The 22,946-nt window shown below is 62.5% G+C and carries 21 protein-coding genes and 1 tRNA gene; 16 read left to right on the top strand and 6 right to left on the bottom strand.

The features are described 5' to 3' along the window. Positions 1–248 precede the first annotated feature (248 nt). From CLM73_RS25370 to CLM73_RS25350, 5 genes are all read left to right on the top strand, one after another. On the top strand, positions 249–932 hold the full coding sequence (locus CLM73_RS25370) for a hypothetical protein (RefSeq protein WP_105240775.1): 684 nt from the start codon (positions 249–251) through the stop codon (positions 930–932). A gap of 123 nt (positions 933–1,055) precedes the next feature. After that, positions 1,056–1,499 (top strand): hypothetical protein, encoded by a 444-nt coding sequence (locus tag CLM73_RS25365; protein WP_105240774.1) that lies wholly within the window; start codon positions 1,056–1,058, stop codon positions 1,497–1,499. A gap of 11 nt (positions 1,500–1,510) precedes the next feature. Continuing rightward, complete coding sequence (locus CLM73_RS25360; RefSeq protein WP_418904962.1) at positions 1,511–2,044, top strand: hypothetical protein; 534 nt, start codon at positions 1,511–1,513, stop codon at positions 2,042–2,044. Then, a complete protein-coding gene (locus CLM73_RS25355) occupies positions 2,028–2,294 on the top strand; it encodes a hypothetical protein (RefSeq protein WP_105240772.1) in 267 nt (88 codons plus the stop codon). Before CLM73_RS25360 ends, CLM73_RS25355 begins: the two co-directional genes overlap by 17 nt. A gap of 914 nt (positions 2,295–3,208) precedes the next feature. Then, positions 3,209–3,724 (top strand): helix-turn-helix domain-containing protein, encoded by a 516-nt coding sequence (locus CLM73_RS25350; protein WP_105240771.1) that lies wholly within the window; start codon positions 3,209–3,211, stop codon positions 3,722–3,724. A gap of 38 nt (positions 3,725–3,762) precedes the next feature. On the opposite strand, the gene CLM73_RS29365 is transcribed toward CLM73_RS25350, so the two are convergent. After that, entirely contained in the window at positions 3,763–3,981 is a 219-nt protein-coding gene (locus CLM73_RS29365) for a CrpP-related protein (RefSeq protein ID WP_105240770.1), read from the bottom strand. A gap of 1,451 nt (positions 3,982–5,432) precedes the next feature. On the opposite strand from CLM73_RS29365, the gene CLM73_RS25340 reads away from it, so the two are divergent. Next, positions 5,433–5,804, top strand: a complete 372-nt coding sequence (locus tag CLM73_RS25340; RefSeq protein ID WP_158685935.1) for a response regulator — start codon at positions 5,433–5,435, stop codon at positions 5,802–5,804. 116 nt (positions 5,805–5,920) lie between these two features. Here the strand turns inward: CLM73_RS25340 and CLM73_RS25335 are convergent. Continuing rightward, a tRNA-Leu gene (locus CLM73_RS25335) sits at positions 5,921–6,005 on the bottom strand. A 155-nt stretch (positions 6,006–6,160) separates the two neighbouring features. After that, positions 6,161–7,552: a uracil-xanthine permease family protein gene (locus tag CLM73_RS25330; protein ID WP_105240768.1), complete on the bottom strand. Its 1,392-nt coding sequence runs from the start codon at positions 7,550–7,552 to the stop codon at positions 6,161–6,163. Between the two features lie 206 nt (positions 7,553–7,758). On the opposite strand from CLM73_RS25330, the gene htpG reads away from it, so the two are divergent. From htpG to CLM73_RS25310, 4 genes are all read left to right on the top strand, one after another. Beyond that, the gene (htpG, locus tag CLM73_RS25325) at positions 7,759–9,657 is read left to right on the top strand and encodes a molecular chaperone HtpG (protein WP_105240767.1); all 1,899 of its coding nucleotides are present in this window, start codon (positions 7,759–7,761) and stop codon (positions 9,655–9,657) included. Positions 9,658–9,897: 240 nt separating this feature from the next. Further along, positions 9,898–10,149 (top strand): type II toxin-antitoxin system Y4mF family antitoxin, encoded by a 252-nt coding sequence (locus CLM73_RS25320; RefSeq protein WP_105240766.1) that lies wholly within the window; start codon positions 9,898–9,900, stop codon positions 10,147–10,149. Next, entirely contained in the window at positions 10,146–11,411 is a 1,266-nt protein-coding gene (locus CLM73_RS25315; RefSeq protein ID WP_105240765.1) for a type II toxin-antitoxin system HipA family toxin, read from the top strand. The genes CLM73_RS25320 and CLM73_RS25315 overlap by 4 nt, the downstream gene beginning before the upstream one ends. 192 nt (positions 11,412–11,603) lie before the next feature. Further along, complete coding sequence (locus CLM73_RS25310; protein WP_105240764.1) at positions 11,604–12,803, top strand: MFS transporter; 1,200 nt, start codon at positions 11,604–11,606, stop codon at positions 12,801–12,803. Between the two features lie 76 nt (positions 12,804–12,879). Here the strand turns inward: CLM73_RS25310 and CLM73_RS25305 are convergent, their stop codons facing one another. Further along, positions 12,880–13,560 (bottom strand): GntR family transcriptional regulator, encoded by a 681-nt coding sequence (locus CLM73_RS25305; RefSeq protein WP_056559472.1) that lies wholly within the window; start codon positions 13,558–13,560, stop codon positions 12,880–12,882. A gap of 318 nt (positions 13,561–13,878) precedes the next feature. On the opposite strand from CLM73_RS25305, the gene hydA reads away from it, so the two are divergent. The 6 genes from hydA to CLM73_RS25275 all read left to right on the top strand — a co-directional run bounded on the left by hydA (position 13,879) and on the right by CLM73_RS25275 (position 21,988). Then, the gene (hydA, locus tag CLM73_RS25300) at positions 13,879–15,327 is read left to right on the top strand and encodes a dihydropyrimidinase (RefSeq protein ID WP_105240763.1); all 1,449 of its coding nucleotides are present in this window, start codon (positions 13,879–13,881) and stop codon (positions 15,325–15,327) included. 40 nt (positions 15,328–15,367) lie between these two features. Further along, positions 15,368–16,807, top strand: coding sequence for an amidohydrolase family protein (locus CLM73_RS25295; protein ID WP_105240762.1), 1,440 nt, complete (start codon positions 15,368–15,370; stop codon positions 16,805–16,807). Between the two features lie 70 nt (positions 16,808–16,877). After that, positions 16,878–18,482, top strand: coding sequence for an ABC transporter substrate-binding protein (locus CLM73_RS25290; RefSeq protein WP_105240761.1), 1,605 nt, complete (start codon positions 16,878–16,880; stop codon positions 18,480–18,482). A gap of 3 nt (positions 18,483–18,485) precedes the next feature. Beyond that, positions 18,486–19,427: an ABC transporter permease gene (locus tag CLM73_RS25285; RefSeq protein ID WP_105240760.1), complete on the top strand. Its 942-nt coding sequence runs from the start codon at positions 18,486–18,488 to the stop codon at positions 19,425–19,427. A 10-nt stretch (positions 19,428–19,437) separates the two neighbouring features. Next, a complete protein-coding gene (locus CLM73_RS25280; RefSeq protein ID WP_105240759.1) occupies positions 19,438–20,334 on the top strand; it encodes an ABC transporter permease in 897 nt (298 codons plus the stop codon). 1 nt (position 20,335) lies between these two features. Next, positions 20,336–21,988 (top strand): ABC transporter ATP-binding protein, encoded by a 1,653-nt coding sequence (locus CLM73_RS25275; protein WP_234015743.1) that lies wholly within the window; start codon positions 20,336–20,338, stop codon positions 21,986–21,988. A gap of 21 nt (positions 21,989–22,009) precedes the next feature. Here the strand turns inward: CLM73_RS25275 and CLM73_RS25270 are convergent, their stop codons facing one another. Both CLM73_RS25270 and CLM73_RS25265 read right to left on the bottom strand, forming a co-directional pair. Beyond that, entirely contained in the window at positions 22,010–22,318 is a 309-nt protein-coding gene (locus CLM73_RS25270; protein ID WP_056559457.1) for a DNA-binding protein, read from the bottom strand. Further along, positions 22,315–22,638: a type II toxin-antitoxin system RelE/ParE family toxin gene (locus CLM73_RS25265; protein ID WP_082578757.1), complete on the bottom strand. Its 324-nt coding sequence runs from the start codon at positions 22,636–22,638 to the stop codon at positions 22,315–22,317. Before CLM73_RS25265 ends, CLM73_RS25270 begins: the two co-directional genes overlap by 4 nt. Between the last annotated feature and the right edge of the window lie 308 nt (positions 22,639–22,946).

Raw genomic sequence — 22,946 nt, 5'->3', positions numbered from 1 at the left:
ACACTCCATATCGACTTGTCCAATCGGATTCCCAAGCAGCTCGACCAGATCGATATCGGTACGGCGGCAGGATCAATAGTTGTAGGAGGCCCTGCCGCTTCCGATATCTGGTACTACGTCGTGCCGCGCACGATAGATCCACAATATCGTGGAGACTTCCCTCGTGTCACGCGCAGTGGTCGCACGCTTTCGTGGCCAGCGCGCTCCTCTGCCGCAATCGGGGCGACGTTGGTCTACGGGGTGTACTGATGGCATTCATCGAGATCATCAACAACAGCAACACGGTGCTTATCGATGACGAGTACTCGAACCTTGTCCTCGCTGCCAAAAGCTGGGCGCCTTTTGTGGGCAATGTCGCAACCATCGATTACGCACAGGGGAGCGGCGACCTACCGCTTATTGCGTTTCGGTCAAGTTCGCCGGTGGCTCTCGGGTCGGTGACCAGGCCGAACGCGGGAACGTATCGGTTCACCGCATACAAGGCGCTTAATGATCCGGCGGCCTCGGTGGAGTACTACATTTTTCACCTGCCTCACGCAGTACCTTCCGCCAACGGTCTGGTTCAGCTATTCAATGGAGCGGGGCAGCTGGTGTTTGACAGCAACCTGAAGTACTTCCGTCTTGCTTTGCTGGAGCATCTAACCAGTATGAGCACTCGGAGCTGGGCGCTGCCGGCTGGGCGGGCATACGCTGTTGCCGCTCCGCATCCGCTCTTCCTGAGCGTCAATGCTCCCATAGGTGCGCAGCCACCGCCAAACGTACCGTTCGCGAATCAGACCACGTTCTACGGGCACAGCGTCAACGGCAACGTGATTCAAGGCAACTCCATCACGATAAACGCCGGCACTTCAGTATGCCCCGGCACCAATTGCGGTTGGAGCTTCTTCAATTCGCAGGGACCTATGATGGTCGTGGACGTAACCGGCTTTTGAGCGTGATCAGCAGATGACATTCTCGCGCAGTCTTCGGACAGCGCCTTCATTCCCGCTTCGGCGGGCTTTTTTTCGTCCATACGGGAGGCAATCATGCGCACCGTTTACAGGAGCAGTTCGACTATGGAACCAGGTTCTACGGGGCTGGGAGGCCTCGCGGCTTTGAAGGTCGCGATGGCGTACGGCATTCCCGCGGCGATCGCCGCGATGCTCGGCCTGCTCATCATGCCTCCGCGGACTGCGCGAGAGTTCACTGTCCGCACGATTTCGACCGTTGCGTGTTCCTTCATGTTTGGGCCAGCGCTTGCCGGAGCGGTGATCGCCTGGAAGCCGGGGCTGATGGATGCGATGACGTGGCTGGCCCATCATGGCGCCGGCAGCGACGACGCGCTACTGGCGAAATTCTACGTGTTGGGGCCGAGCATGTTGCTGGCAGGTCTTCCTGCATGGTGGGTGTTGGGCGCGTACATGCGGTGGATGTCGCGTATGCGCGATCAGGGCGTGCTGCCATGGCTAGATGAGGTGCTGGCGCGTTTGCCGTGGCGCCGGCCTGGCGGGGAGGGGTGAGCGTGGACCTGATGACCGTCATTCATACAGCGATCAGCCCGGCGCTGGCGCTGCTGCCGGCCAGAATGGACAGCGCAGCTGCGCGAGTCCAGTTGTTGGCGACCGGCCTGCAGGAAAGCCTCTTCCTGCACCGCCGGCAACTGGTCGGCAAGCCGCCCAGCCCCATCGGCCCGGCGAAGAGCTATTGGCAGGGTGAGGAGGGGGGCGGCATGGTGCATGGCGTGCGTCTCCACGCCGCCACGCGCACCCTCGCCGCGCGGCTGTACCGCGCGCGAAACGTGGAGGCGAACGATACCGCGATCTGGAACGCCATCGAGTTTGACGACGTGCTTGCAGCTGGCTTAGCTCGGCTGCTGCTTTGGTCAGATCCGCGGCCGTTGCCCGGCATGGGTGATGAGGAGGCTGCCTGGGCGCTCTACCTGCGCACTTGGCGACCTGGTGCTTACGTTCGCGGCACGCCCGATAAGCAAGCAGCGCTTCGCGCCAAATGGTCCGTGAGCTACGACGCGGCGACCAGGGAGGTTGGTCATGCTGGGATTGGTTGAGAGATTCCGAGGGTATCTGGTGGCCGTAGGAGCCGCCCTGGCGCTGGCTCTCGGTGCGTATCTGCGGGGGCGCAGCGCGGGCAAGGGCGCGGAGCGTGAGCGGCGCGCAGCAGAGGTAAACGAACAGGCCGCGCAGGCCCGCAAGGAGGTACGTGATGTGCAATTGGAAACGGCCCGTATGGGCGATGATGCTGTTGTCGCTGAGCTTGAGCGGGATTGGGTGCGCAATGCCGATACGCGTGGGCGTTGAGTATTGCGACCACGCTCGACCCATCTTCTTCGATTCATCTACGCAGGTCGGCGCTACGCCCGCAGCCATCCGTCGTCAGATACTGGATGGGAACAATGTCTGGCGGACTCTGTGTGAAGGCTAAGTGTTCCGAGGGCAGGCTGTTTGGGATCGATTCTTGCAGATCAGGGTCGCGGCCATGTGGCCGGTCAGGGTGAAGCATATGAACGAACCGCATCCCACTAACAATCCCCCCGCCTCCTCACCTACGCGGCCGGGGGAGTCAGGGCCGACAGATTTGCCGGATCAGTCTGGCGACACGTCGCGTCCCATTCGTAAGGACGATGAGAAAGAGGAGGAATTGGAGGATCTCGAGCCGGAAGAACCCGTAGGCACTCCCGACACCAATCAGCAGGTCCCATAACTGCGAACGGTGTTGTTATGCCGAACGGCCAGGAGTTGAGCTGTGGCTTCCCGGGTCGAAGCGTACGGATGAAAAGTGCGCTCCGACTCGGGGAGACATGTTGCGATCTTGATGGCCGGTGATCACACCGCGTTGTTGTTGCGGCAGTCACGCGTCGCATCTCGGAGAACTCTATGGTTGTTGACTGGGTAACATCACCCGTCGTACAAGATGACTAAATTGGGGTTTAGGTTAAGAATATGGGTTGATGGTGACCCGCGGGAGGGATCCGCCTGATGGTCAAGTTAAGTTGGAGTCCGCATGCAACGAGGATGGTGCTCGGGTTGGCGACGGCAGATCAGCGTCGCATCGTTGATGCAGTGGGGGAGTTTCGATGGTGCCTTGAACAAGACGCTGAGGCATTTAAAGTGGGTGAAGAGCACTGCATTACTGCTAGCGGATATGACGTTTTATTCACCGCGCGACAAGATGGCGTTGAGGTGCGGGATGTTCAATTGAGTAAAGATCAGCCATGAAGGAAATCGGGCCCAAAATCCTTGAGTTCAACGGCGTTCCCGCATTTGTGGTGTTGCGTTATGACGAGTACCAGCGCTTGATAGCGATGGCCTCAGCCTCCGCGATAAAGTCCGCCGCAGCGGATTGGTCTCCCGCTGGGACGATTGACTCCAATGTCGATGATGATCTGCTTACACCCACCACTGACCTGGCGGCGCTTCATGCGGTCCAAGCACCCCCTGAGTCGCTTATTCCGGACGACAACCTAATCCCTCACGATGTGGTTGTTGCCGCCGTGCATAACCACTGGTCGCTCGCTCGTGCTTGGCGGGAATATTTGAGCCTCAATCAAGCAACCATGGCTGAGAGGGTTGGTGTAAGCGTTTCGGACTATGTGACGATGGAATTGGAGTTTGCTCGGCTATCACCGGCCACAAGGGAGAGGTTAGCTGAAGGTCTCGGGGTCGGATTACAGCAACTCGTAATGCGTAGACGACGCAGGCGGCGGAAGGATTATGACGAGGGGCTGTAGGGTAAAGGACGCTCCAACCTGATAGGTAGGCCATAGTCCTAATGAGCTTGGCCGCTCGGCGGTATGGTCGTCGCGCCGTGCCAGCTAGCCACTTCCCTTGTCCAGCCCGTTTCCCAGGCGTCCACTTTTTGACGCCAGTCTGAAATCGCTTCGCCGGTGTGGCCGGGCATTTGGTCTGCTCGAAAGAATGGACAGTCAAACAATGTCCATCCATTTCGAGCGGCTTGGGCGCCGCGTGCCTGGATCTCTTCCAGCATTGTGCACTTCCGTCCGACGATTTGGGGACGTGAGTATGGTGCAACGAAGCGCGCACCGCAATGGTAATTCGGCACTATTTCAGTGATTCATGCGCACCCCTGCGCCAGCGTTTTCCTTGCTATGGCTCCGGCCGCTTATGCGCCACCGCGATCCCCACCGAGCCATCTGGCATCCGATACTTCCCTCCCATAAGCCATGTGACGGATTCGCCAGAGGGAAGGGTGCATACGTGTTGGGCAACCGGTGCGACTCCGGGACTACGCTTGATGATCAGCCTACGTTCCACGCGGCATGTGGACCTGTCAGGCAGTTTGACGATTACGTCAGATAACCTCGTTCCGCCAGCCATTTGTGCTCCTCCTCACTTCCCCCGATTGATCCTGCGGGGGGATGAAGTTGGTAGATCGGTAATTTACTACCAATCGCGGCAGACCATTGTTGGCTTTGAAAGCGAGCAAAAGATATCCGCTATTTGGCCGGGGCCATTTGCTTGACGTGGCGACAAGGGTTGCGGCGGTTGATACACCGGGTCGGCCGCTTGCTGTCAGCGAGCAGGCTTTCAGTGTGCAACACAAGCTGGAGCCGAGGTGAATCGGCTGAGAGCGTCGAGCAATTGGGTATGCAGACGAGTGGCTTTCGCTTTATCAAGGATGAGCACTTCAACGCTTGGTCTGTCGCTCGGATGTTCGTCTGCCAGTGGAACGACTTCGATGCGGATGATTACTGCATCTGTAGTGCCCGTCAGTGTGCCTACCTCGCTACGCACTACACTGCTTATCTGGGCATCCAATGAACCGGGCATTCCATCCCTCCTGTTGGAGCTTCGCAAGCGTTAGACCATATCACCTCATTTGAGATAGGGACATAGTGTTCGTGCGCCAGGATCTCTGACCCAGTCGGAATCAAATATCCTGCTTGCGGCTCTGAACGCGAGATGGGCTCACCGCTATAGCGATACCCACTTTACCGTCGGGCAATCGATACTTCTTCCCCGAAAGCCACGTAACGAGTTCGCCAGTAGGTAAGCTACAGATGAACTGCGTATGCAGAGCGCCGCGGCGACTTTGCGCGACAACCAAGCGTCGTTCGACGCGACACGTCGAGTTGTCAGGGAGCTCGAGAATCACATCGGACAGTCGAGAATCAGCGGGCATAATCCGCCCTCCTTTCTTGCCCCTACGGGGTATGTGATGGGCACTGCGCCGACTTCATGCCTAGAATTGTCGGCCTAAGCGTGACCAGCCGACTATCGATCCTCTGGCCGGTGCGGGCTAGGCCAGAGATGCCAACAGCGTTGTCTCTGGATAGCGATGGATGAGCAGCGTCGGGACGATCTTCTCGGCACGATTGACCGTGAGCTGGATTTGTCGCAAAGTTCAAAGCTCGTAGCCACCCACGGCATTGTCCCGGGGGGGGCGTCATGATTCAAGCGAGCAATGGATTCACGAGTATGCGAGTTCTCATCGTTGACGATGATTCAACGACGGCCGAACTGACCGCTGAGTGTTTGATGATGGATCCAGGGGTTTCGGTCCGCACTACGGGCGACGGTGCTGGCGCACTGCTGGCCATGGCCGAATTCATGCCTGATGTCGTGCTGCTGGATGTCGAATTACCCGATGCGTCAGGTCTCGATCTGGCCCCGAAGCTTAAGAGCTTTGTTCCAGGGCGCGTGCCACGCATCATTATCTTCAGCGGAAGCGTGCAGGGATCTGACCCGCTCCATTTGCCGAATGGCGTTGACGCTTGGCTCACTAAGCCTGCACACCTTAGTACTTTGCTCGACTGTATTTTTCGCCCGACAGGCTGGAGAACTCCGTAGACCGGCGGCCGTACTCGAATGAGTATGGAGGCTTTGCGGAACGCGATGCGGAATCAATGCGGAACACTTAACGGGCCGACTCGGTCTCGTCAGCTTTAAGTCATTGAATTTATTGATGGTGCCCGGGGCCGGAATCGAACCGGCACGCCTTGCGGCGGGGGATTTTGAGTCCCCTGCGTCTACCAATTTCACCACCCGGGCTAGGAGGTCGCGAGCGCGTCCAGATGACGGCTGCGGGAGATGCGAAGACCGCGATTATATGCGGTCTTTCTCATCTTGTCAGGCGACGGCCGGACGAACCTGCCGTCACAGGGGCAGGCCGGGGCTGCTGAACCCCGACCGCACCCCGGCAATCCTCACTTCTTCTCAGGCAAAAACCAGTTCATCACCAGCGCACAAATCCCGCCGGTGGCCACGCCCGATTCCAGCACGCTCTTCACCGAGTGCGGCAGGTGCGACAGAATTTCCGGCACCTGCGACACACCCAATCCCAGCGCCAAAGACACGGCGATGATCAGCAGCGCCCGGCGATCCAGCTGGATGCCCGCCAGGATATTGATCCCCGACGCGGCCACCGCGCCAAACATCACCATCGCAGCGCCACCCAGAACGGGCTCAGGCACGGCTTGCAGGACACCGGCCACAACCGGGAACAGTCCCAACAGAATCAGCATCCCGGCAATCCACACGCCCACATGACGGCTGGCGATGCCGGTCAGTTGAATGACGCCGTTGTTCTGCGCAAACACCGAGCTGGGGAACGTATTGAACACGCCAGCCAAAAGGGAATTCGCACCGTTGACCAGCACGCCGCCCTTGATGCGCTGCATCCAGAGCGGACCTTCAACCGGCTGCTTGGACACCTTGCTGGTGGCGGTGACGTCGCCAATGGCTTCCAGGGACGTGACCAGATAGATGATCAGCATCGGCACGAACAAGGCCCACGAGAAACCCAGACCAAAGTGCAGCGGAACCGGAACCTGGAAGACGGCGGCTTCGCGGGCGCCGGTGAAGTCCAGGCGGCCCATGTAGGCGGCGGCGATGTAGCCGACCGCCAGCGCCAGCACCAGGGCGGTGCTGCGGATCCAGACGACTGGCACGCGGTTCAGCAGGATGATGGTGCCCAGGACGAGGCCGGACAGGGTCAGGTTCTCGGCGCTGGCGAAGGTGCCGTTGGCCATGGCGCCGAAGCCGCCGCCCATGCTGATGAGGCCGACCTTGATGAGCGTCAGGCCGATCAGCAGCACGACGATGCCGGTGACGAGCGGGGTGATGAGGCGTTTGACGAAGGGCAGGATGCGGCTGATGCCCATCTCGACAAAGGAGCCGGCGATGACGACGCCGAAGATCGCGGCCATGACGGCTTCGACCGGGGTGCCTTGCTTGACCATGACCGAGCCGCCGGCGATCAGCGGGCCGACGAAGTTAAAGCTCGTGCCCTGCACGATGAGCAACCCCGCGCCCAGGGGGCCGAAGCGCTTGCACTGGACGTAGGTGGCGATGCCGGAGATCACCAGCGACATGGAGACGATCAGGGTGGTGTCGCGGCTGCTGACGCCCAGGGCCTGGCAGATGAGCAGGCCGGGGGTGACGATGGGGACCAGGATGGCCAGCAGGTGCTGCAGGGCGGCGACGAAGGCGACGGGGGGCGCGGGGCGGTCGTCGGGGCCGTAGACCAGGTCGTGGCTGGTGTCGGCGTCATCGGACGTGCCGTGGGGAGCGGGTTGGGTCAGGGAGGCGGGTTGCATGGCGGGAGGGCCGGCCGGGGAGGGGGTAGGTGAGAAAAGTGCGGGATTTTACCGGGGACAGCCGCCTGTCAGGTTGCTCCGCCGCCACCCGGCCTTGAAAAGTTCCCATTGGCCCCCACATCAGTAGGGTTTCCCGGCGGCCGCGCGGGCATTGCCCCAGCCGACCGATACTTGTCCCTAATTTCTTTTCCGAGCTACGTAGAACCATGAGCCAAACCGCCACGAATTCCGCGTCCGAAACCCTGGGGTTCCAGGCCGAGGTGAAGCAACTGCTTCATCTGATGATCCATTCGCTGTACAGCAACAAGGAAATCTTCCTGCGCGAGCTGGTGTCCAACGCGTCGGACGCTTGCGACAAGCTGCGCTTCGAAGCCATCGACCAGCCGGAATTGCTGGAAGGCAACGGCGAACTGGCCATCACGGTCAGCTACGACAAGGCCGCCCGCACCATCACGATCTCCGACAACGGCATCGGCCTGTCGCGCGACGAGGCGGTGGCCAACCTGGGCACGATCGCCCGCTCGGGCACGCGCGAGTTCTTCTCGCAACTGACCGGCGACAAGCAGAAGGATGCGCAGCTCATCGGCCAGTTCGGCGTGGGCTTTTACTCGTCGTTCATCGTGGCGGACAAGGTGACGGTGGTCAGCCGCCGCGCCGGGTCCACGGACGCGATCCAATGGGAATCCGACGGCCAAGGCGAGTTCACGATTGCCGCCGCTGAAAAGGCCAGCCGCGGCACGGACGTCACGCTGCACCTGCGCGCCGACGAGGACGAACTGCTGAACGGCTGGAAGCTGCGCGAGATTCTGCGTCGCTATTCGGACCACATCTCGCTGCCGATCCGCATGGCCAAGGAAGAGTGGGATCAAGAGAAGGGCGAGCAAATCAAGACCGAAGAACTGGAAACGGTGAACCAGGCGAACGCGCTGTGGGCCCGCAACAAGTCCGAGGTGACGGAAGAGCAGTACCGCGAGTTCTACAAGACGGTCTCGCACGATTACGACGATCCGCTGGCCTGGACGCACAATCGCGTCGAAGGCCGCAGCGAGTACACGCAGCTGCTGTACGTGCCCAAGCACGCGCCCATGGACATGTGGGACCGCGACGGCCGCCATGGCGTGAAGCTGTACGTCAAGCGCGTCTTCATCATGGACGACGCCGACCAGCTCCTGCCGTCGTACCTGCGCTTCGTGCGCGGCGTGATCGATTCGGCGGACCTGCCGCTGAACGTATCGCGCGAAATCCTGCAGGAAAGCCGCGACGTGCGCGCCATCCGCGAGGGTTCGGCCAAGCGCATCCTGTCGCTGCTGGAAGACCTGGCCGAGAACAAGCCGGAAGACTACGCGACGTTCTGGTCGGAATTCGGCCAGGTGCTGAAGGAAGGCGCGGGCGAGGACTCGGCCAATCTTGAGCGCATCGCCAAGCTGATGCGTTTTGCGTCGACGAACTCGGGCGATCAGGCGCAGACGGTGTCGTTTGCCGACTACGTGTCGCGCATGAAGGAAGGCCAGGACAAGATCTACTACGTCACGGCGGACACGTTCGCCGCGGCCAGCAACAGCCCGCACCTTGAGATCTTCCGCAAGAAGGGCATCGAGGTCCTGCTGCTGTCCGATCGCGTCGACGAGTGGATGCTGTCGTACCTGCGCGAATTCGATGGCAAGTCGCTGGTGTCGGTGGCCAAGGGTGGCCTCGATCTGGCGGAACTGGCCGACGAGGAAGAAAAGAAGCATCAGGCCGAAGTGGCCGAGGACTTCAAGCCGCTGGTCGAGCGCCTGCAGAAGACGCTGGAAGACCAGGTCAAGGAAGTGCGCGTGACGCTGCGCCTGGTGGATTCGCCGGCATGCGTGGTGGTGGGCCAGAACGAACTCAGCCCGCACCTGCTGCGCATGCTGAAGGCCGCCGGCCAGGAAGCGCCGAACGTCAAGCCGGTGCTGGAGATCAACCCCGAGCATCCGCTGCTCGCCCGCATTCGTGCGGCCGAAGATGGCGAGTTCGACCAGTGGGCGCGTCTGCTGCTGGATCAGGCGTTGCTGGCAGAAGGGGCGCAGATTGCGGACCCGGCCGCGTTTGTGAAGCGGTTGAATGCGCTGCTGCTGAAGTAAGCGGCGGGCTGGTGTGAGAGAGGGGCGTCCGGGAGGACGCCCTTTTTTTTCGTGGGCTCCCGGATTCCCGAGCGGTAATTTATTCCAGCAAATGATGCGTCGAAAGCCAAATTATTACCGATCGGTAATATTTCCTAATTTTGTTCCAATATTTGCCGAAAAATTCCCGATCGGGAAAATTTCAACGTCAATCTCCCAAATTCTGGCTAAACTTCCCGAACGGTAAAAACGGAGGTCGCTATGGGTGCAAAAGTCGCCACCTTCCCCGTGACGGTGCAATCTTCGGCCGAGTTGGGCGAATTGGTGAAAACCGTCCGGCGTTCTCAAGGGTTGCTGCAAGCGGATCTGGCCGGGCTATCCGGAACGGGCAATCGCTTCGTGGTGGATCTGGAGCGGGGCAAGCCCACGCTGCAATTGCAAAAGGTGCTGGATACGCTGGACCTGCTAGGCCTGGAAGTGCAGATCGTGCCCAAGCGCGCGAGGCTCCCATGATCAAAGCGGACGCACTCGATCTCTACCAGGATGGTCAAAAAGTCGGGCGGCTGTTCGATGAGCAGCCGTTGCGCTTTGTCTATGACGACGCGTGGCTGAGCCATCGGGACGCGCGTCCGATTTCGCCATCGATACCGCTTCTGCACGGCGACCAATCAAGCGAGGCCGTTCACGCCTTCTTCGAAAACCTGCTGCCCGAAGGTCACGTGCGCAAGTTCCTGCAGGCCAGCCGGCATGCGACGACGGTGTTCGGACTGCTGCGCAGCGTGGGCGGCGACACCGCCAGCGGATTGACGATATTGCCGCTAGGGGAGGCGCCCAAGCCCGCTCATTACCGGCCGGTCACTTGGGCGGACATTGCCGCGCGCCTGAAGCAAACGGGCGTGCCGGCGCTGGTAGCCGAGAACGAGGATGGAACCCGGATTTCGCTGGCCGGCGCGCAGGACAAGCTTCTGCTGACCGTATTGCCCGACGGATCGCCCGCGCTGCCCGAAGGCGCGGCGCCGTCCACGCACATCCTCAAGCCGGATATCCGCGGGCTGGATGGTGTGTGGGCATCGGCGCTGAACGAGACGCTGGTCATGCAACTGGCCGCACGACTTGGATTGGGGGTGGCGCAAGCCGGGTATCAACCGGATACACGCGCATGTCTGATTCAGCGCTATGACCGTGTACCGGATGGACAAGGCGGATTGCAACGGTTGCATCAATTGGATCTATGTCAGCTCGCGGGCAAGCCTTCGAACGTGAAGTACGAATCGGATGGTGGTCCGACGTTGGCGGATTGCCGCAAGCTGCTGGCAGCCACGGGTGTCGGGGGCCCGGACGTAAAGCGTTTTCTGCAGTGGATTCTGTTCAATCTGCTGGTGGGCAACAACGATAGCCACGCAAAGAATCTTTCCGTGCTCCTGAATGACGACGGGAAATACGTCCTGGCGCCGTTCTACGATTTGATGTGCACGGCGATCTACCCGGGGTTGAGTGCGCGGTTCGCTTTCGCCATTGGCTGCGAAGACAAACCGGGCGCCATCGGCAAGGGTCAACTGGATGCCATGGCGACCGAGCTGGGTTTCAATCCACGCTATGTCGCTACGGTGGCGCAATCCCTCGTGGGAGCATTGCCGGATGCGATGGCGCAGGTGAAGACCAGTTTGTGGGACGAGGCACGGTCGGGAACCGAACGGACGCTTGTAGAGCGTCTGACGCAGTGGATCACGTCGAACACGCGCAAGCACGCAAAGCGCTGGGGACTGCAAACCTGAAGACGGGTCCGGGGGCGGATTGTGCCCCAATGGATTCATGACCTGAAGTCAAAAGTGTTTGCCCGCCAGACGGCTTTTTCCGCAAGTATCCGGCCGTCATACTGCACGCCTGTCTATCCGATGCGCCGGCCAATTCAGGCCGGGCGCGCCCCGGGAACTCCCTGCCGGCGCCGTCGAACCCAAGGAACCTGCATGAATCCCCAAGAAACCCAGCCGGTGAAGGCCGGCCCGCCGTTGTTGGCGCTCGCCGTCGGTGCATTTGGCATCGGCGTGACCGAGTTTTCTCCCATGGGCCTGTTGCCTGTCATCGCCGAGGGGGTGAACGTATCGATCCCCAGCGCGGGCATGCTGATCAGCGCGTACGCCATTGGCGTGATGATCGGCGCGCCGCTGATGACGCTGGCGTTCTCGCGCTGGTCGCGGCGCAAGGCGCTGATCCTGCTGATGGCGATCTTCACCATCGGCAATATCCTGTCGGCGCTGTCGCCCAACTACACGACGCTGCTGCTGGCCCGCCTGGTGACCAGTTTGAACCATGGCGCGTTCTTCGGCCTGGGTTCGCTGGTGGCCGCCAGCGTGGTGCCGCGTCACAAGCAGGCCAGCGCGGTGGCGACGATGTTCATGGGCCTGACCATTGCCAACGTGGGCGGCGTGCCGGCCGCGACGTGGCTGGGGCAGACGATCGGCTGGCGGATGTCGTTTTTCGCGACGGCGGTGCTGGGCCTGATTGCGATGCTGTCGCTGTGGTTCGCGCTGCCGGCGGGCGAGGCAGGCCGGCGTCCCAATGTGCGTCATGAATTGGCCGTGCTGCGCAGCCCCGTGGTGCTGCTCGCGCTGTTGACCACGGTGCTGGGCGCGGGAGCGATGTTCACGCTGTACACGTACATCGCGCCGACGCTGGCGGAGATTACCGGTGCGTCCCCGGCGTTCGTGACGGGCATGCTGGTGCTGATCGGCCTGGGCTTCACGCTGGGCAATGGCGTGGGCGGGCGCATGGCCGACCGCTCGCTCGATGGCACGCTGATTTTCTTCCTGGTGCTGGTCATCGTGGATCTGCTGGCGTTCCCGTGGCTGGCGTCCACGCCGGTCGGCGCGGCAGTGGCACTCCTGATCTTCGGCATCGCGACGTTCGCGGTGGTGCCGCCCCTGCAGATGGGCGTGATGCGTGCGGCGACGGATGCGCCGGGGCTGGCCTCGTCGATGAACGTGGGCGCGTTCAACCTGGGCAACGCGGTGGGCGCGGCGGCCGGGGGCGCGGTGATCTCGGCGGGCATGGGTTACGCAGCGGTGCCGATTGCCGGCGCGGTGATCGCGACGGCGGGTTTGGTGCTGGTGCTGGTGCAGCGCGCTGGGAACGTACGGCGTCGCAAGTTGGCGGTGCAGGGCTGCTGAGGGCCGGCCTTCCGGCCGTCCAACAAAAAGCCCCGGTGGAAATCGATCCACCGGGGCTTTTTTGCATGTGTGGCCTTCAGAATTTGAAGACGTCTTCCAGGTCCACCGATTCTTCCACGGACTCCAGCTTCACGCTTTGTTCGATGTGTTCCAGGTGATGCAGGGTCAGTTCTTCGGCACGTTGCGAATCGCGGGCGGCGATGGCCTCGGTGATGAGTTCATGTTCGTCGTCCCGGCAACTGGTGGCGGTGGGCAGGTTGTACAGGAAGATGACCAGGCATGTGAGCGTGGAGAGTTCGCGCATGGTCCGCGCCAACTCGCCATTGCCGGCCAGTTCGCTCAAGAGGATATGAAACTCGCCAGCCAGCCGGATGATGGCGCGCTTGTCGTCGCGCTTGCGGGCGTCGTGTTCCAGCACGACATGTTCGCGCAAGCGCGCCAGCTTGTCGGGCGTCAGGTTCTGCGTCAGACGCCGGACCACAGCCGGTTCGATGAGCCTGCGTGCCTCGAAAACATCGCGCGCCTTTTCGATGGAAGGCTTGGCCACGTACGCGCCGCGTTGGGGGAACAGTTCGACGATCTGTTCGTGGGCCAGGCGTGCAAGGACCTCCCGGATGCGAGGGCGGCTGACTTCGAAGATTTCCGCCAGGCGCTCTTCGACCAGCTTGGTGCCGGGCTTGAGCCGGTTGTCCAGGATGGCGCGATAGATGCGTTCGTAGATGCCGGTGACCGAGGTTTCGCGTTTGTCTGATGCCATGGGCTCGTTGTTGATTTGCGCGGTTGATGCCTGGACGGGATCGCCGCCAGGGGTGATGAGCGGTTCTTTGCCGCTTGTAGACGTCACGTTGTCTGCAACCTGACGGGTGAACGTGAAGATACTCGATCGGACGCCGTCGTTGTGAACTGCGGACTAGTGCTGTAAAAAATAATGTTAACAATCTGGCGCTGAAATGTATATTTCAGGGTAATCACTAGCGTAATCATTTTTGTATTCGGCCTAGAATCCGCTCACAACATGCCTATCCGGCTGCGCTTTCGCTGCCAGGACAAGGGCGGATCAGACGGGCTGACGCATATGACGAAGCAGGGTTTTGATCTGGTGCTGCGCGACGCGGTGTTGGCGACTGCCGGCGACACCTGCCGCGCCGATCTGGCGATTTCCGACGGCCGCATCGTGCAGATCGGCCGTGGTCTCGCGCCGGGTCTGTGCGAAATCGACGTGGCGGGTCGCGTGGTGACGCCGGGCGGCGTCGATGCGCACTGTCACCTGGATCAGCCCATGGCGCCGCCCGTGAAGCTGGCCGACGACTTTTTCACGGGCACGCGCTCAGCCGCCTGCGGTGGCACGACCACCGTGATTCCGTTTGCGGCGCAGCGCAAGGGCGGCACGGTGCAGGCAGCCATCGACGACTACCACCAGCGCGCCGAAGGCCGCGCATGCGTGGACTATGCCTTCCATCTGATCCTGACCGACCCCGCGCCCGCGGTGCTGAACGAGGAACTGCCGCGCCTGATCAAGGCTGGCTACACCTCATTCAAGCTGTACATGACGTACGACGCGCTCAAGCTGTCCGACGGCCAGATTCTGGACGTGCTGGACGTGGCGCGCACGCACGGGGGCATGGCGATGATCCATGCCGAAAACTCCGACTGCATCGCGTGGCTGACGCGCCGCCTGGAAGCCGCTGGCCGCACGGCGCCGCGCTTTCATGCGGTGTCGCGGCCCACGCTGGTGGAACGCGAGGGAGCCCACCGCGCGATTGCGCTGTCCGAACTGATCGACGTACCGATCCTGCTGGTGCATATCTCGGGCGGCGAGGCGGTGCAGCAGATCCGCGAGGCGCGCGCCAAAGGGCTCAACATCTACGCGGAGACCTGTCCGCAATACATCCTGCTGACTGCAAAAGACCTGGGCACGGACGACAGCTATTTCGGCGCGCGCTGCGTGTGCAGTCCGCCGCCGCGTGACGCGTCCAGCCAGGAAGATATCTGGCAGGGGCTGGCGGATGGACTGTTCACGGTGTTCTCGTCCGATCACTCGCCGTTCAATCTGACCGGCGAAGACGGCAAGACGCCAGGCGGCAAGGAAGTGGCATTCCGCCATATCCCGAACGGCATTCCCGGCATCGAGACCCGCATGCCGCTGCTGTATTCGGAAGGTGTGCTGGGCGGGCGCATCAGCTTGAACCGCTTTGTGGAGCTGACCGCGACCCAGCCCGCGCGCGCCTATGGCCTGTATCCGCAAAAGGGCACGCTGGCTATCGGCAGCGACGCTGACCTGGTGATCTGGGAAGAGCGTGACTTCACGCTGAGCAACGAACATCTGCACCACGCGGTGGACTACACCCCCTATGCCGGGATGCAACTGCGGGCGTGGCCCGCGATGACGCTGCTGCGCGGTCAGATCGTATGGGACGGTGCAAATTTTGCGGGCTCGCCGGGCCAGGGAAAATTTCTGCCGCGCGGGCTGCCGAGCCTGGCGCCACCCAGCGCCCGCAAGGGTGCGCAGCCGGCCTGGCGTTAGCAGCCCCGGATACCCATTAATCATTTCGGAGGATATTGCGTTGAAAACTACCCTGATCAAGAACGCCGAGGTTGTGGTTGCCTGGGACGAGGCGCGCCAGCGGCATGTCTACATGAAGAACGCCGACGTGGCATTCGCGGACGGGCACATCACGCACGTCGGACCGGGTGCGCAGGCGGCGCCGGATGCGGACATCGTCAGTGGCCCCGGCATGATGGTCATGCCGGGGCTGGTGGACATCCACAGCCACCTGGTGCATGAGCCCATCAACAAGGGGTACACGGACGAGACCGGCTCGGCGGGCCTGTACAACTCGAATCTGTACGAGTACATGCCCACGATGGAAGGCGACGACGAGGCCGCACCGGCGCAACTGACGCTGGCCGCCGCCGAGCTGCTGATGTCCGGCGTGACGACCGTGGTGGACATGTCGGTGGCGCACGAGCACTGGATCGACATCATGGTGCAAAGCGGCCTGCGTGCCTACATTGCGCCCATGTTCCGGTCGGCGCGCTGGTACACGAAAAATGGCCATGTCGTGGAGTACGACTGGAACGAGAAGGCGGGCGAGGCCGGCATGGAGCGCGCGCTGGCGCTGATCGACAAAGCCGAGGCGCATGAGTGCGGCCGGCTGACGGGCATGCTGGTGCCGGCGCAGATCGATACCTGCACGCCGGAACTGCTGAAGTCCAGCCACCAGGAGGCCAAGCGCCGCGGCATCGGCTGGCAGACGCACGCCGCGCAGTCGTTGCCGGAGTTTCACGAGATCACGCGCCGGCACGGCCTGACGCCTGTGCAGTGGCTGCACAGCTTGGGCGTTCTGGATCCGGGCAGCATCGTGGGCCACGGCATCTTCGTAGACGATCATCCGAATACGCATTGGAACACGGCCACCGACCTGTCCATCCTGTCCGAAACAGGCGCCAGCGTGGCGCATTGCCCCACGGTGTTCATGCGCCGCGGCATGGCGCTGCGCGACTTCGGGCGCTATCGCCGCGCGGGCATCAACCTGGGCATCGGCACGGATACCTATCCGCACAACATGATCGAGGAAATGCGCCACGTGGGGTATCTGGCCCGTCTGATGGCGCAGACGCCGCGCGCCGTCACCACCGGCGAAGTCTTTCACGCTGCAACCGTCGGCGGCGCCACGGCGCTGGGCCGGGAAGACCTGGGCCGCATCGCGGTGGGCGCGCGCGCCGACCTGGTGATGGTGGACATGACCCACCACCTGATGCGTCCGTCGCGGGATCCGGTGCGCAGCCTGGTCTACGCCGCCGCCGACCGCGCCGTGCACACGGTGTACGTCGACGGCAAGCGGGTGGTGCATGAAGGTCAGGTGCATTCCCTGGACTATCGCAAGGCCGCTGAACAGGTGGACGAGGCCCAGCGCCGCGCCGAGGCGCTGGTGCCGTCACGCGACCTGGTGGCTGGCCGCAGCGCCGAACAGATGTCGCCGCTGTCATTCGACATCGTCTGATCCGATCGCAATTCGACTCCAGGGGCCGGCCACAGGCCCCGTTCATCCATAAGAACTTCAAGGGAACGACATGGCTTATCTGAACGCTGAAAGACTTGAAACCCGCTTCGGTCTTGCCCGTCTGGGCGCCGCGCTGGCTTGCGCCGGCGCATTGGCCTGGGCGCCTGCACAGGCTGAAACGCTGACCGTGGTGATGGCCAGCAAGCTGACGGTGCTTGACCCGGTGCTGACAGCGTCGCATCAGACGCGCAACCATGCCTACATGATTTACGACACGTTGCTGGCCACGGACGCGGACAACAAGATCCAGCCCCAGATGGCGGATAAGTGGGAGATATCGCCCGACGGCAAGACCTACACGTTCACGCTGCGCGATGGCCTGAAGTGGCACGACGGCATGCCGGTCAAGGCCGAAGACTGCGTGGCGTCGATCCAGCGCTGGGCGCAGTCGGACAAGACCGGCCGCCAACTCATGCCGCTGGTGGCCTCGATGGACGTCGTCGACGACAAGACGTTCAAGATCGTGTTGAAGGCGCCCGCCGACGTCCTGTCGGCGCTGGGCAAGCCCAGCGGACTGCCCAGTTTCATGATGCCAAAGCGCGTGGCGCAGACGCCGGTGGCGCAGGCCATCACCGATTACACCGGGTCCGGTCCCTTCAAGTTCGTGCAGAAGGAATTTCAGCCGGGCGTGAAGACGGTCTATGAGAAGAACACCGACTACGTGCCGCGCAAGGAAGCGCCCAGTTGGACAGCAGGCGGCAAGGTGGTCAACGTGGACCGCGTGGAATGGGTCGCGATGGCCGACCCGATGACGACGGTGAATGCGTTGCTGGGCGGCGAGGTCGATTACATCGAGACTGTGCCGTTCGATCTGGTGCCGATGGTGAAGAGCTCGCCGGACCTGACGCTGCGCATTCTGGACAAGATGGGCTACCAGCCCATGTACCGCTTCAACCAGCTGCATGCGCCGTTCGACAACAAGCTGGTGCGTCAGGCCGCCATGTACGCGGTGGGCCAGGACGACATCCTGAAGGCGCAGGTGGGCGACCCGGAGTTCTTCAAGACGTGCGGCGCGGTGTTCGGCTGCGATCTGCCGTACTCCAGCAACACGCGCGCCGACATGATCGTGCCGTCCAACATCGAGAAGGCCAAAGCGCTGCTGAAGGAAGCCAAGTATGACGGCACTCCCGTGGTGATCCTGCACGCCACCGACATTGCGATGGCCTCGGCCATCCCGGTGGTGATGGCGCAGCAGTTGCGTCAGGCGGGCTTCAACGTGCAACTGCAGGCCATGGACTTCATGACCATGCTGTCGCGCCGCGCCAATCGCGACGTGCCGGCCAAGGGCGGCTGGAGCATCTTCGTGACCACGTGGCACGTCAGCGAGATCATGGATCCGCTGCGCAATTACGGCGTGTCGGCCAATGGCGAGAAGGCGTGGTTTGGCTGGCCGACGGTGCCGCAGGTGGAAGCGCTGCGCGACAAGTTCCTGGTGGCGGGCACGGAACCGGAACGCAAGCAGATTGCCGAGCAACTGCAGGACGTCATGCTGGACGAGGGCGTGGCGATCACGCTGGGCCAGATCGAGACGGCGGCGGCTTATAACAAGAAGCTGTCGGGCGTGCTGGAATCGCCGGCGCCGGTGTTCTGGAACATCAAGAAAGCCAGCAACTAAGCCATGATCAGCTACATCCTCAGACGCGTCCTGGCTACGGTCCCCGTGGTGCTGACGGTGGCCGTGCTGGTGTTCTGCCTGCTGCGGCTGACACCCGGCGATCCGGCGCTGATCCTGGCGGGCGACGCGGCCACCGAGACGCAACTGGCGCAGATCCGCGAGCACATGGGACTGGACCGGTCGCTGGCTACCCAGTTCATGCTGTGGGGCGGACAGGTGCTGCAAGGCGATCTGGGCACGTCGCTGCATTCCGGCACGCCGGTGACGACGATGATCGGCAGCCGGGTGGGGCCATCGCTGGCCCTGGCTTTGTCGACCATCCTGCTGTCGACGCTGATCGCGGTGCCGCTGGGCGTTTTCTCGGCCTGGCGGCGCGGCACCCGCGCGGACCGGGCGGTGATGGCGTTTTCGGTGCTGGGTTTTTCGGTGCCGATCTTCGTCACCGGCTACGCGCTGATCCTGCTGTTCGCCATGAAGCTGGGCTGGCTGCCGGTGCAGGGCTACAAGTCGCCCTCAGCCGGCCTCGTCGCGTTCGGCATGCACCTGTTGCTGCCCACGATCGCGCTAAGCACCGGATTTGTGGCGCTTATCGCGCGCATCGCCCGCAGTAGCGTGCTGGAGGTGATGGGTGAAGACTTCATCCGCACCGCCCGTGCCAAGGGCATTACCGAGCGCGCCGTGATGATGGCGCACGCGCTGCGCAACGCGGCCGTGCCGATCATCACCGTCATTGGCGTCAGCATCGCCCTCTTGATCAGCGGCGTGGTCGTCACGGAATCGGTGTTCAACCTGCCCGGGCTGGGACGGTTGGTGGTCGAGTCCGTGCTGGCCCGGGATTATCCGCTGATCCAGGGGCTGATCCTGCTGTTTTCGCTGGTCTATATCGGCGTGAACCTGACCATCGACGTTCTGTATTCGGTGTTCGATCCGCGCATCCGTTACTGAAGGAATCCGCATGTCCACTTCCATACACTCGATCTCGGGTGGGGCGGGCCACGCCCCTGCCGCCCGAAAGCCGCCCCGGTCGGCGCTGGTTCGTACGCTGACCACCTGGCCGGTCATGGCTGCGCTGGTCATGCTGGCGGTCATCGTGCTGGCCGCTGTCTCGGCCAATCTGCTGGGGCTGGCCGACCCGATGGCCATCAACCCCATGCAGCGCCTGAAAGGCTTTTCCGCCGAGCATTGGTTCGGCACCGACGCCTACGGGCGAGACGTGCTGTCGCGCGTGATCCACGGCGCGCGCATCTCGCTGATGATCGGCGCGGGAACGGCCGTCGCGGCGTTGATACCCGGACTGGTGTTGGGCGTGATCGCCGGCTACTTCCGGGCGGCGGACATGGTCATCATGCGAGTCATGGACGGCATCATGTCCGTACCCAGCATCCTGCTGGCCATCGCGCTGGTCGCCGTCACGGGCGCCAGCCTGCTGACGGTGCTGATCGCGATTGCCGTGCCCGAGTTTCCGCGGGTGGTGCGCCTGGTGCGCGGACTGATTCTGAGCCTGCGTGATGAGCCCTATGTGGAGGCCGCCATCTCGCTTGGCACGCCGACGCGGGTGTTGATGATGCGCCATCTGGTGCCCAACACGGTGGCGCCGCTGATAGTGCAGGGCACCTTCATCTTTGCGTCCGCCATGCTGTCCGAGGCGGTCATGAGCTTTCTGGGCGTGGGCATGCCGCCGGAGTTTCCGTCCTGGGGCAACGTCATCGCCGAGGGCCGCATGTACTTCCAGGTCCGTCCCGAGCTGATCCTGCTGCCGGGCCTGTTCCTGGCGCTGACGGTGCTCAGCGTCAACATGCTGGGCGACGCGATGCGCGACGCCCTCGATCCCAAGATGGCGCGGAGGGTCTGACATGAACGAATCCACAATGCCCGTGCTGCAAGTGCAGAACCTGTCGGTCCAGTTGGTGGGCGCGCCGCAAGAGGAGCCGCGCCACGTGGTGGAAGGCATCAGCTTCGACATTCACGCCGGCGAAACCTTGTGCGTCGTCGGCGAGTCCGGGTCGGGCAAGTCGGTCACGTCGTTTTCGGTGATGGGCCTTCTGGCGCCCGATGCGCTCAAGCCCAGCGCGGGCCGCATTTTGCTGGATGGCGAAGACGTGCTGACTTGCACGCCGGAACGCCTGCGCGAACTGCGCGCCACGCGCATGTCAATGGTCTTTCAAGAGCCGATGACGGCGCTCAACCCTGTGCGCACGGTGGGCTGGCAGATCGACGAGGTGCTGCGCACCCACAGCGACATGGATGCGGCGTCGCGCAAGCGCAAGATTCTGGCCATGCTGGAATCGGTGCGTCTGCCGGACGTCGAACGCATCTACCAGTCGTACCCGCACCAGTTGTCGGGCGGGCAGCGCCAGCGCATCGTAATTTGCATGGCGCTGATCCTGAATCCCAAGCTGCTCATCGCCGATGAGCCGACCACCGCGCTTGATGTGACGACGCAAAAGCAGATCCTGGCGTTGATCCTGGAGCTGCAGCAGTCGCACAACACCGCGGTGCTATTCATCACGCACGACTTCGGCGTGGTGGCGGAAATTGCCGACCGCATCGCGGTGATGAACCGCGGGCGTCTGGTGGAAGTGGGTACGCGCGACGAAATCCTGGCGCGTCCCAAAGAGGCCTATACCCGCATGCTGGTGTCATCGGTGCCGGGGTTGGCGCCGCAGGCAAGGCAGGCGCCGGAAGGCGCGCCGGTGTTGGTGGTGAAAGGACTGCAGAAGACCTATGCCGAGCGCGGTTTCTTCAAGGCCAAGCGCACGGTGCATGCGGTCAGAGACGTCAGCTTCACGTTGCGCAAGAAGGAAATCGTTGGCGTCGTAGGCGAGTCGGGGTCAGGGAAGTCCACGCTGGCGCGCTGCATCGCGCGGCTGATCGATCCGAGCGCCGGCAGCGTGCGGCTCGATGGCACGGAAATCGCCACCGCCACCAAGCGCGAGTTCCACCCGGTGCGCAAGCGCATCCAGGTCGTGTTCCAGGATCCTTACCGGTCGCTCAATGCGCGCATCCGCGTGGGCGATTCCATCGTCGAAGGCATGCGCAATTTTGGCGTGCGGGAAGCCGAAGCGCGGACGCGGGCCATCGAGCTGCTGGACATCGTCGGGTTGGGCGCGGAAACCATGGATCGCTACCCGCATCAGTTCTCGGGCGGGCAACGCCAGCGCATCTGCATCGCGCGGGCCTTGGCCCTGCGGCCCGACATCCTGATCGCAGACGAAGCCGTGTCGGCGCTAGACGTATCGGTTCAAGCGCAGGTGCTGGAGCTGATCGAAGACATACGCGCGCGCACCGATACCGCGGTGCTGTTCATCACCCACGACCTGCGCGTGGCGGCGCAGATCTGCGATTCCATTGTGGTGATGAAGTCGGGGCAGATTGTCGAGGCCGGGGATGCGGCAGCGGTGCTGACTCAGCCGAGGGACGGCTACACGCGCCAGTTGCTGGAGGCGGCCCCGGGCAGGCACTGGGATTTCAAGCGGTTCAGGCCGGCGGAGGCGGTTCTGCAGTAGGAAGCCGTGACACCGAAGCCGCTAGCCGGCGTGCCGTTGGTCCAGCGGCTGCACCGCCAGCCGCAATCCCATCGCCTTCAGGATGGCCGTCAGACTGCTGAGCGCTGGGTTGCCGCTTGGCGACAATGTGCGATATAGCTGCGTCGGATTCAGGCTTGCCTGCGTGGCCACAGACTGAACGCCTCCGAAGGCCAGCGTAAGCTGGCGTAGTGCGATAAGCAGCTCGGCCTGGTCGCCGTCTTCCAGCACGCTGTTGATCAGGTCTGCGGCCAGACCTGGATCATCCCGGTACAGCGCTGCCATCGCTTCGTCATGGGGTCTGCTTCTCATGATCTTTGCTCCCAGTCTTTCCGGTAATTCACAGCCCTGTCGATATCCGATGCCTGTGTTTTCTTGTCGCCGCCACAAAGCAGCAGTACGACGCGCTTGCCACATGGGGCGTAATACACGCGATAGCCGGGGCCGGCGTCAATCCTCAATTCCCAGACGCCATCGCGGCAAAACCGGTGATCCCCAAAATTGCCCGATTCAATTCGCGAGATGCGTCGTATGACGGCAACTTTGATCTGATTGTCTCGCAGGCCTTTCAACCAATCGAGATAGGGATTTGTGCGACCATTTGCGGCCAAGTAGTGTTCGATTTCGTACATGCGGATATTCGTTTATAGACGAAATCTTGTCAAGCCGTCGAAAAGCCCGGAAGGGCGGCCGCCATGAATCGTTTCGTCGCCGAGGCTGGCGCAGCGTTCGGAGACGGATACTCCGGGAATGGTTGAAGGGAAACAACCGCCAACGGTGATAGTTTTGACACCGTTGAGAACGGTGCGGCGTGCGGGAGCGGCCCAATGACGAGAGCCTTGGTGCAAGGACGGCGCCGCATCGCACCCTAGGGTTGACCTGGTCCGCTTGGACTTGCGGTGTCGGACGCGTCGCAAATAAAAAAGGGCGTCCCATTGGA

It is taken from the genome of Achromobacter spanius (genome assembly GCF_002966795.1).
GTDB lineage: Bacteria > Pseudomonadota > Gammaproteobacteria > Burkholderiales > Burkholderiaceae_B > Achromobacter > Achromobacter spanius_D.
The sequence above is the reverse complement of the archived record's forward strand: the minus strand, read 5'-3'. Positions and strand labels throughout refer to the sequence as shown.